5 protein-coding genes are annotated in these 11,032 nt (G+C 46.2%); 2 read left to right on the top strand and 3 right to left on the bottom strand.

All coding sequences use genetic code 11. The annotated features are described in order from the left end of the window. Window positions 1-350 precede the first annotated feature (350 nt). The 3 genes from QUB08_RS00870 to QUB08_RS00860 all read right to left on the bottom strand — a co-directional run bounded on the left by QUB08_RS00870 (window position 351) and on the right by QUB08_RS00860 (window position 2,595). Window positions 351-1,019 (bottom strand): 2OG-Fe dioxygenase family protein, encoded by a 669-nt coding sequence (locus QUB08_RS00870; protein ID WP_172190452.1) that lies wholly within the window; start codon window positions 1,017-1,019, stop codon window positions 351-353. A 208-nt stretch (window positions 1,020-1,227) separates the two neighbouring features. Then, window positions 1,228-1,992, bottom strand: a complete 765-nt coding sequence (locus QUB08_RS00865) for an aldolase/citrate lyase family protein (RefSeq protein ID WP_333222636.1) — start codon at window positions 1,990-1,992, stop codon at window positions 1,228-1,230. Between the two features lie 90 nt (window positions 1,993-2,082). Continuing rightward, window positions 2,083-2,595, bottom strand: coding sequence for a hypothetical protein (locus QUB08_RS00860; RefSeq protein WP_333222633.1), 513 nt, complete (start codon window positions 2,593-2,595; stop codon window positions 2,083-2,085). A 134-nt stretch (window positions 2,596-2,729) separates the two neighbouring features. Between QUB08_RS00860 and QUB08_RS00855 the strand changes: the two genes are divergently transcribed. Both QUB08_RS00855 and QUB08_RS00850 read left to right on the top strand, forming a co-directional pair. After that, window positions 2,730-4,877 carry an FAD-dependent oxidoreductase gene (locus tag QUB08_RS00855; protein ID WP_445300874.1) on the top strand — a complete coding sequence of 716 codons (2,148 nt, stop codon included), beginning with the start codon at window positions 2,730-2,732 and terminating at the stop codon, window positions 4,875-4,877. Between the two features lie 302 nt (window positions 4,878-5,179). Then, window positions 5,180-10,996, top strand: a complete 5,817-nt coding sequence (locus QUB08_RS00850; protein WP_333222631.1) for a HAMP domain-containing protein — start codon at window positions 5,180-5,182, stop codon at window positions 10,994-10,996. Window positions 10,997-11,032: the final 36 nt, after the last annotated feature.

Here is an 11,032-nt window from a genome sequence, read left to right as displayed (position 1 = left end):
TCCCGCCCGTCCAGAAAGGGCGGGCGGGACGCCCAACCCACTTTCAAGAGTGTAAATTATTTAATTCGCGATCCTAAACGCCAGAAAGAGGACTAAAGTCCTCACTACGAACGAAAGGTTTGTAGTAAGGACTTGAGTCATGATTAGAACTCTTGCAAAAATACAAAGCACCATACCCCAACCCTCCTCTTTAATCAGGGGAAGAGGCAAGATTATTCTTGTTTCCCCCCTTAATAAGGGGGGACTAAGGGGGGTGAATTTGACTTTTGCAAGAACTCTATTGATTAAACGCCAGAGAGAGGACTAAAATCCTCACTACGAACGAAAGACGCCCAATTGCTCAACTCTACTCAATCGCAAAGCAAACTCGGAGAAGTCAGCACAAAGACATCCCTGGTTCCCACTCCTTCAGATTCCGGTTTAATCGGCGTAGTAAAGTGGAAAAACTCGTGGTCGTTAACTAACAGTAATTCTCCCGGATGCAGAATTTTATTAAAAACAGGCTTCTCTTTTTTAGCCAAGTACAAATGCGTTTCCCCGCCTACAATATTAGTTCTGTCAACCGAGAAAATCCCGATAAAGTCAGTACCGTCTTGGTGAATGCCTTCCGGTGCGGGGTTGCCAAAATTGTGCGGCGAACAAGTCGTCCTGATTTGATGGATGCCGATTTCAGCTTCGGGGTGAATTTTGCAGGAATCGAAAAAAGCAAAAATCATCTGTTTGAAATTATCGAGGGCAATTAGCCGATCGTCCAATTCGGCAAATTCCCGCCTGATATCACCCACTAGCGGATTGTATGTTTTGCTTTGATACAAATAGCCGTGAGGTAACTTAACTAACTCATTTCCGTTGACTGCAAACCGCGATAATCTTCTCGAACGATACTTACCTTTCACATACGGATCGACAGGCATATCGTCAAAAAATTCCTTGAAACCTTCTAGCTTAATCGAGTTTACTTTTTTGAAAGTAAACATGAAGGCATAATCCAAATGAATGGATTCTAATACGGTTTTCATAGATTTTACTCCCTGAAGCCTTGCTCCCCTCCCTAATTTTGCATTGAGGAGGTGTATGCTTCTACTCTAGCGCAGGTTTTTTGTATGTGTCGTAAAAGACACTACAAAAATTGCAAAGATATCGTAAAGCTTGCAAGATGAATCCGGGGCTGGTTCTTCTTTTAATCCCAAATCCCAAATCTAAAATCTAAAATCTAAAATCTAAAATCTAAAATCGATTGACTGCTTTCACCAGCGACTGACAGGCCCGCAGGAAAACGGCAACATCGACCCCAAGTGTGACGTACTGAACGCCAGCATCAATCCACTGCTGGGCGATTTCGGGGTTTTCGGCAAAAGTACCGGCGGCTTTGCCTGCTTTGCGGATGGTTTGCACTGCCTCCTGCATCATGTCGATGACGCGGGGATCGCGGACTTGGCCGGGAATGCCGATCGACTGTGACAAATCGTAAGGCCCTAGAAAAATCACGTCCACCTCTGGGACAGTAACAATTTCTGCCAGGTTGTCGATGCCGCCTTTGCCTTCGACATGAATCACAACTAAGGATTCTTCGTTGAGTTTGTCGGTGATATTTGTACCTGCGGCGGTGTAAAGTCCCGCCCGCGTAGCGAAGGAAAGGCCTCGCGTGCCCAGAGGACTGTATTTAGCACTTTTGACAGCGGTTTCGGCATCGATTTTGCTTTCAATTTGAGGTACTTGAACGCCTGCACTGCCGATGTCGAGAGCTCGTTGAATTTGCGGCCCGTCGTTTTTGCTGACACGAACAATCGGTGCAATTCCGGTACAGTCGGCGGCGCGACACAAATCTTCAGCAGCAAGCGGGTGCAGGGGCCCGTGTTCCATGTCGATAACGGCAAAATCCAATCCAGCGTGACCGCAGATTTCTATGAATGCGGGATAAGGGCAGTTCATAAATAAACCGAGGACTGTTTCGCCTTGTTGAATTTTTTGTTTCAGTTGGTTTTGACGCATGGGTACTCCCGGAAAATTGAGTTTTTTTACCGCTGATGCAGCCAGATTATTTTAAATAATACAGCTAAAATGTTGTCGTTAGAAATTACTTTATGTTAACAAAATAGACAAAAATTTGGTAGCTGCTTTCGCTTCTATCTTAAAGGGAATTAAGCACAAAAGCCAGCCCAAAATAAACATTCCTAAAATTGGTAAAAATATGGCTCCCACGGATGGTTCTACTAACCAAGCAAATAAAGAAAACATTCCTATACTGCCAGTTGTCCACAGCCAAAGAATCAGAATTCCTATAACTGTTGTATGTAAACTCATCCTAATTCTGATGGAACAACCGAACTGTTGATTATGTATATATCCTTGTATAATTGGGAACAATAAATGTCTCCCGATGATGATGCGATTAATTTTGAATGTTTTGCCAGAAATCGTTCCTTCATAGGGTTTTGCAGGGGGTGGACTAAAGGGTATAATTATTCTAAAAACTTTGGGAGGAGTAACAACTTCGTCTAACCTGCGTAAAACTTCCGAATAAGTTAAACTGGTGGTAATTGTTAAACTCTCAAAAGGAATCAATGACCTAAAAAATTTGACGATTTTGAGCATAAGGTAGATCCGGCTGTTCAATAGTTGTTGCTGGTATTAATGCCTCTTCTCTAAAAAAGTTTTCCCTGACAACACCGCGAAATACCAGTATACTGCAAAATAAACATTTAGATGGGATGAGTGTTTTTCGCGCTATGTCAAAATTAATTCCACAATCTCCGATGAAACTTCGACGGTATCTATTTTTGCTCAAAGGTCGATCGATCCTTAGCCTCACCCTCGGCATAATTTCCGCGATAGGGAGCATTTCGCCAGTATTTGCCGCACCTCCGCGTAATCCAGACAATGCAGAAACTTGCGACATTCTAGTAGCAGGCGGCGGGCTCGCAGGCGCTGCTACCGCTTACGAAGGTTTGCTGGCGGGGCGCACAGTTTGCCTTACTGAAATTACTGACTGGGTAGGCGGTCAAATTTCCTCCCAGGGAACTTCCGCACTTGATGAAAGAGAGACTCAGCGATCGCTCTTATTTTACCCCCGTGGCTACCTCGAATTGCGGGGGCGGATCAAGGAACATTACGGCCGGCTAAATCCCGGAGGCTGTTGGGTTAGCTATTCGTGTTTCATGCCCTACGACGGTCACAAAATTATATTTAACATCTTGCAGGATGCCGCTAGAAAAGGCAAAGGCACGCTGAAATGGTTTCCCAATACAGTTATTAAAGAACTAGCAATTACTCCTGCTGTGGCGGGGAATACGGTTGGGGGTCAACAAATTAAAAGTGCGATCGCCATTCAACACAAACCCGCCGCCAATACCGGGCCAATCAACACCGAAACTCTTTCTCAAACTATCGAAGATGCCTATCGCTACGAAAATTCTCCGCGATTTAACAAAACTATTATTCGGTTTATTCCTAAATCATCTGGAACCCCCCCTAACCCCCCCTTGCCAAGGGGGGGGAATTCCACAAGTTCCTCCCCTTCTGGCAGTAGGGGGGGTGCTGATTGGTACGTTGTAGATGCCACTGAAACAGGTGAATTGATCGGACTTGCCGATGTTCCCTACCGCCTCGGAATTGACCCGCGTTCCCCTCTTGAACCTTCCTCCCCCAGCCCCACCGGCGATGCTTACTGCACTCAAGGTTTTACCTACACCTTTGCGATGGAGGCAACGAAGGAACCGCAGCAGCATCAAGTGCCGTCTTTTTATCAACAATACGCTCCTTACTACAGTTACGAATTGCAGAGATTGGCCAGCTTTCCTTTGGTTTTCAGCTACCGCCAAATCAGGAGTATGAGACCGGATCAAAAGCGACCTGCAGACCCGAAGCAATTCCCCATTTATCCTGGGGATATTTCGATGCAAAACTGGACTTGGGGCAATGACTATCGTCCCGGTTCTGCCCAGGATAATTTAATTTATTCTCGCGCACAACTGGAAGCTAACGGTCAACTGCAACCGGGGGGATGGATGGGCGGTTTGCGAACGGAAACTTTGCGAAAAGGAGAGGAAAATGCCAAAGGATTTTTCTACTGGTTGGTAACAGGAACTACTGACTCGCAGCTAGGAGATGGAGTGAAAAAGCCTTATCCAAACAATCGTTTTTTGAGCGGGTTGGATTCGCCGATGGGGACGGTGCACGGACTTTCTAAATATCCTTATATGCGGGAGGGCCGGCGCATTATTGGGCGGCCGAGTTTCAATCAGGCTCAAGGTTTTACGGTGTGGGAAGTTGATATGTCTCGCACTGACTTTACGGCTGATTTTTACCGCCAGAATTTGTCGGAGGAAGAGTATCGGAAGTTGTGGTTGGCTGTCGGTGGTTTGAATGCGCCGGCTTTGGCTGTGGGAAGTCAATCTGTTGAGGATACAAAATCGCGATCGCGCGCTACGATTTATCCTGATTCTGTGGGTATTGGTCATTATGCGATCGACTTTCACCCCTGCATGACTAACAGTCCCCCGGAAGCACCAGGAAATACCGAACGCGAAGGCACTCGCAAAGGTCAAGGGCAAGCTTATCCCTTCCAAATTCCGCTGCGGGCAATGATTCCTCAGAAAATTGACAATATGTTAGTGGCGGGTAAAAGTATTGCTGTTAGCCACACAGCGGCCGCTGCTTATCGAGTGCATTCTTTTGAATGGTCTGCAGGTGCTGCGGCGGGAGTTACGGCTGCTTTTTCCTTGGAAAAGGGGATTCTAGCTTATGAATTAGTGGACGAATTGCCGTCCCGCGAGCCAAACTTAGAAGTGTTGCAGTTGCGATTGCAACAAAATGCCAATCCGATCGCCTTTCCGGGTACTTCTATCTTCAATAGTTCGTGGCAAAATTGGAAATAATCGCAGTTGGTAATCTGTAGGGAGGGCATCCTGCCCGCCCTACAATAAAATTCACTCTTTGTGGAACAGCGTGGAACAGGGTGGAACAGGCTTTCGGGCTTGTTCCTGACACCCCACAATTAATTCCTTACCAAGAAGAGTTTGCTAAACAGTATAAAATAACCAATAGCAAAATAGCGGATAAACAGCAATTTGTCATCCATCTTTTGATAGAAGCAATCAGACACTGCTTTAGTTGGATAATATCAATAATCTCCAAAATATTCCCCCCTTCCCCTTCAAACTCCCCAAAGGTAACGGTCATGTCAACTGCACAGATAACAAGTCCCAATTCCAATAATGCTTATGCCAAACAGTTACTCAGAACCTTAGTAGCTGTCAAAAAAGGGGACTTTTCAGTTCGGATGCCCATAGATCAGACTGGTCTAGCGGGGAAAATTGCTGACGAACTTAACGAAATTATCGAGCTCAATGAGAGAATGGCGGCCGAACTCGATCGGATCGGCACAGTTGTCGGTAAAGAAGGCAAAATCGCCCAGCGGGCCACCATCGGCAGCGCCGAGGGGTCATGGGCAGCTAGCGTCAACTCTGTCAATACCCTAATTACAGATTTAGTGCAACCAACCTCTGAAACCGCCAGAGTAATTCGGGCCGTAGCAAAAGGAGATTTATCGCAAACTATCGCCTTAGAAATAGAAGACAGACCCCTCAAAGGAGAATTCCTCCAAACCGCGCAGATTGTTAACACAATGGTAGACCAGTTGAGCTCCTTTGCGTCGGAAGTAACGCGGGTGGCTAGGGAAGTGGGAACCGAAGGGAAATTAGGCGTGCAAGCAGAAGTTAAAGGAGTTGCTGGAACCTGGAAAGATTTAACGGATTCAGTTAACTCGATGGCGGGGAATTTAACAGCACAAGTGCGTAACATTGCCGAAGTGACAACCGCTGTGGCAAATGGCGACTTATCCAAAAAAATTACAGTAGATGTAAAAGGTGAAATTCTCGAACTGAAAAACACGATTAACATCATGGTGGATCAGTTGAGTTCCTTCGCATCTGAAGTAACCAGAGTTGCTAGGGAAGTAGGAACGGAAGGCAAATTAGGGGTGCAAGCTGAAGTGCGGGGAGTTGCAGGAACCTGGAAAGATTTAACGGATTCAGTTAACTCAATGGCCGGCAATCTTACCGCACAAGTACGGAACATTGCCGACGTGACGACTGCTGTGGCAAATGGTGACTTATCTAAAAAAATTACAGTAGATGTTAAAGGTGAAATTCTGGAGTTAAAAAACACTATTAACATCATGGTGGATCAGTTAAATTCCTTCGCATCTGAAGTAACGCGGGTGGCGAGAGAAGTAGGTTCCGAAGGCAAACTCGGCGGTCAAGCTGAGGTGAAAGGAGTTGCCGGAACTTGGAAGGATTTAACTGATAGCGTTAACTTCATGGCAGGCAGTTTGACAGCACAAGTGCGGAACATCGCTGAAGTGACAACCGCTGTGGCAAAGGGCGATTTATCTAAGAAAATTACCGTAGATGTTAAAGGGGAAATTCTCGAACTCAAAAATACCGTCAACACGATGGTTGACCAGTTGAATTCCTTCGCATCTGAAGTAACCAGGGTTGCTAGGGAAGTGGGAACGGAAGGGAAATTAGGCGTGCAAGCTGAAGTGCAGGAAGTAGCAGGAACCTGGAAAGATTTAACGGATTCAGTTAACTCGATGGCGGGGAATTTAACAGCACAAGTCCGCAACATTGCTGAGGTGACGACGGCCGTTGCTAACGGCGACTTATCTAAAAAAATTACGGTACAGGTAAAAGGCGAAATTTTAGAACTGAAAAACACCATTAACGTGATGGTGGATCAGCTTAATTCCTTTGCATCTGAAGTAACCAGGGTTGCTAGGGAAGTGGGTTCCGAAGGTAAACTCGGCGGTCAAGCGGATGTCCGAGGCGTAGCAGGAACTTGGAAGGATTTAACGGATTCAGTTAATTTTATGGCGGGGAGTTTGACAGAGCAAGTACGGAATATTGCTGCTGTTACGACGGCTGTGGCTAATGGCGATTTATCCAAGAAAATTACTGTAGATGTTAAAGGTGAAATTCTTGAGCTCAAAAACACCGTCAACACGATGGTGGATCAATTAAATTCCTTTGCTTCGGAAGTAACTAGGGTTGCTAGGGAAGTAGGAACCGAAGGGAAATTAGGCGTGCAAGCTGAAGTACGGGGAGTTGCAGGAACCTGGAAAGATTTAACGGATTCAGTTAACTCGATGGCGGGTAATCTTACCGCCCAAGTCCGTAACATTGCGGAAGTGACAACGGCTGTGGCAAATGGCGATTTATCCAAGAAAATTACAGTAGATGTTAAAGGCGAAATTCTCGAACTGAAAAACACGATTAACATCATGGTGGATCAGTTGAGTTCCTTCGCATCTGAAGTAACGCGGGTGGCGAGGGAAGTAGGAACCGAAGGGAAATTAGGTGTGCAAGCTTACGTGCGGGGTGTAGGGGGAACTTGGAAAGATTTAACTGATAATGTTAACTTGATGGCCGGGAATTTGACGGCGCAGGTGCGGAATATTGCGGAAGTGACAAAAGCGGTGGCAAATGGGGATTTGTCTAAGAAAATTACCGTCGATGTCAAAGGCGAAATTCTCGAACTGAAAGACACTATTAACGTGATGGTGGATCAGCTTAATTCTTTTGCTTCTGAGGTAACGCGGGTGGCGCGGGAGGTGGGAACTGAGGGTAAATTGGGCGGTCAAGCTGATGTGAAAGGAGTTGCGGGAACTTGGAAAGATTTAACCGACAACGTAAACTCGATGGCGGGAAATTTGACAGCGCAAGTGCGGGGTATTGCTAAGGTTGTGACGGCGGTGGCGAATGGCGATTTGAAGCGCAAATTAATGCTGGAAGCTAAGGGAGAAATTGCGACTCTGGCAGATACGATTAACGAGATGATCGACACGCTGGCGACGTTTACGGATCAAGTTAGTACGGTGGCGCGCGAGGTCGGAATTGAAGGGAAGTTAGGCGGTCAGGCGAAGGTTCCGGGTGCGGCGGGGACGTGGCGAGATTTGACGGACAACGTGAATGAATTGGCGGCTAATCTGACTACTCAGGTCCGCGCGATCGCCGAAGTGGCAATTGCTGTTACGCGAGGCGATTTAACGAGGTCAATTTCCGTCGCCGCTGAAGGAGAAGTTGCCATTGTTAAGGATAACATTAACCAGATGATTGCCAATCTGCGGGAGACTACGCAGAAAAATACAGAGCAAGATTGGCTGAAAACAAACCTTGCTAAGTTCACTCGAATGCTACAAGGTCAGCGGGATTTAGAAACTGTTTCTAAGCTAATTCTTTCAGAATTAACGCCGCTGGTTTCTGCTCAGCATGGCGTATTCTTTATGATGGAAGCTGTGGAGCATGATCCGTTTCTCAAACTGTTAAGTACCTACGCATACCGCGAACGCAAACAGTTAGGAAACAGATTCCATTTAGGCGAAGGTTTGGTAGGACAGTGCGCCCTGGAAAAGGAACGAATACTGTTGACAGAAGTGCCGGACAACTACGTTAAAATTAGCTCTGGTCTGGGAGAAGCTACGCCGCTGAATGTCGTGGTTTTACCTGTATTGTTTGAAGGGCAGGTGACAGCGGTAATTGAGCTAGCTTCGTTCCGCCGCTTCAGCGAAATTCACTTGACATTTCTGGATCAACTTACAGAAAGTATCGCCATTGTTTTAAATACAATTGCTGCCAGTATGCGGACGGAAGAGTTGCTGAAACAGGCGCAATCTTTGGCTGAAGAGTTGCAAACTCAGCAAAAGGAACTAAGGGACACTAACCAGCGGTTAGAACAGCAAGCGCAGGTGCAGAAGACGAATGAGGAACTGTTGAAGCAGCAGCAGGAAGAGTTGCAACAAACGAATGAAGAACTAGAAGAACAAGCTGAATTGCTAGCGCTGCAAAATAAGGAAGTTGAGCGGAAAAACCGAGATATCGAACAGGCGAGGGGGTTGTTGGAAGAAAGAGCCGAACAGTTGGCTCTAACTTCTAAGTATAAGTCGGAGTTTCTGGCAAATATGTCTCACGAGTTGCGAACTCCGCTGAATTCGCTGTTGATTCTGGCTCGATTGCTTTCTGACAATACGGAAGGCAATTTGACTCAGAAGCAAGTTGAATACACGCGCACAATTTACTCGGCAGGAAATGATTTGCTGGGGCTGATTAATGACATCTTGGATCTCGCTAAGATTGAATCAGGCACGATGTCGGTGGAAATTGAGCAAGTGTTGTTTACGGACTTGCGAGATCATTTGGATCGGACTTTCCGCCAAATCGCGCAGGATAAGAAGTTGAGTTTTAAAATAGAGCTTGAGGCTGGGTTGCCAAAAGGTCTCTATACTGATGCTAAACGGCTGCAACAAGTTTTGAAGAATCTCCTCTCTAATGCGTTTAAGTTTACAGAGCGAGGTGAGGTGAAATTGCGTGCCGAAGTAGCGCGGGAAGGGTGGAGTTTAGAGATAGAAAGTTTAAGGAGTTCCCCTACTGTTTTAGCTTTCTCAGTTAGCGATACCGGGATTGGGATTTCTGCTGAAAAACACAGGGTTATTTTTGAGGCTTTCCAACAAGCAGATGGTAGCACTAGCCGCAAATACGGGGGCACGGGTTTGGGTTTGTCAATTAGTAGAGAAATCGCTAATTTGTTAGGTGGAGAAATTAAATTGACAAGTCACCCTGGTGAGGGTAGTAAGTTCACGCTTTATCTGCCACAAACTTACCAAGAATCGCGAATAATGAATGAAACGGGTTCGGGAACGGGCAAGCAAACGCCTCAATTACCCGCTGCTAATTCTCCCGCACTTCCTTTGCCGAATTTCCACTTGCCGATCGCGCCTTACCCCTCACCTTTAATCTCTGATGACCGAGAAAATATTGAGAATGACGATCGCGTGCTGTTGATTGTCGAGGATGATGTAAACTTCGCTCGAATTCTGTTGGATATGGCGCAGGAACAGGGTTTTAAAGGTTTGGTGGCTTTGCGGAGCGATATCGGTTTGGCGATGGCGCGAGAGTTCAAGCCAACGGCGATTATGCTGGATCTAAATTTGCCTGTGATGGATGGCTGGACAGTGCTCGATCGCTTGAAGCACGATCCAAGTACGCGCCACATTCCGGTTCACATTGTATCAGTTGAAGAAGGGCGGCAGCGCAGTTTGCAGTTAGGGGCGATCGCCTACTTACAAAAGCCTGTCAGCCGCGAAGCTTTGAGCAAAGCTTTAACTGATATTAAGGGGTTTGTGGAGCGGCCAGTGAAGAATTTGCTAGTCGTGGAAGACGACGAAACACAGCGTCTGAGCATTGTGGATTTAATCGGCAATCACGATGTTTCTACAACGGCTGTTGGGAGTGGTGCAGAGGCGCTAGCAACTTTGAAATCGGGGCCTTTTGACTGCGTTGTGCTCGATTTGGGACTGCCAGATATGACGGGTTTTGAACTGATTGAGCAGATCAAGCAAGATGCAGCTTTAAAAAGTCTGCCGATTATTATTTATACGGGCAAAGATTTGACGAGAACAGAAGAAACTCAACTGAAGCGGATGGCGGAAACAATCATTGTTAAAGATGTGCGATCGCCAGAACGTTTGTTAGATGAAACAGCTTTGTTTTTGCACCGAGTCCAAGCAAATTTGCCGGAACCAAAGCGCCAAATGCTAGAGCAATTGTATCAAACTGATTCGACCCTCGCGGGCAAAACAGTCTTGATTGTTGACGACGATATGCGGAATATTTTCGCCCTCACGAGTATGCTGGAGCGCCATAAAATGAAAATTGAGTATGCTGAGAATGGCAGAGAGGGCATTGCTAAATTGCAAAATACGCCTGAGATAAATATTGTGTTGATGGACGTGATGATGCCAGAGATGGACGGTTACGAAACAATGCAAGCAATTCGTAATATGCCTCAATTTGCTTCGTTGCCAATGATTGCTCTGACTGCGAAAGCTATGAAGGGCGATCGGGAAAAATGTATCGAAGCTGGTGCGTCTGACTACATTACCAAACCTGTTGATACGGAACAGTTGCTCTCGCTGCTGCGTGTCTGGCTTTATCGATAGTCATTAGTCATTAGTCATTAGTTATTAGTCATTAGT

This window comes from Microcoleus sp. BR0-C5 (genome assembly GCF_036705045.1).
Classification (GTDB): Bacteria; Cyanobacteriota; Cyanobacteriia; order Cyanobacteriales; family Microcoleaceae; genus Microcoleus.
This window is presented reverse-complemented; position numbering and strand designations above follow the sequence as displayed.

What these genes read in the sequence shown, in the direction of transcription:
- QUB08_RS00860 (WP_333222633.1), bottom strand. Translation starts at nt 2,595, where the DNA reads ATGCTCAAAATCGTCAAATTTTTTAGGTCATTGATTCCTTTTGAGAGT.
- QUB08_RS00850 (WP_333222631.1), top strand. Translation starts at nt 5,180, where the DNA reads ATGTCAACTGCACAGATAACAAGTCCCAATTCCAATAATGCTTATGCC.
- QUB08_RS00870 (WP_172190452.1), bottom strand. Translation starts at nt 1,019, where the DNA reads ATGAAAACCGTATTAGAATCCATTCATTTGGATTATGCCTTCATGTTT.
- QUB08_RS00855 (WP_445300874.1), top strand. Translation starts at nt 2,730, where the DNA reads ATGTCAAAATTAATTCCACAATCTCCGATGAAACTTCGACGGTATCTA.
- QUB08_RS00865 (WP_333222636.1), bottom strand. Translation starts at nt 1,992, where the DNA reads ATGCGTCAAAACCAACTGAAACAAAAAATTCAACAAGGCGAAACAGTC.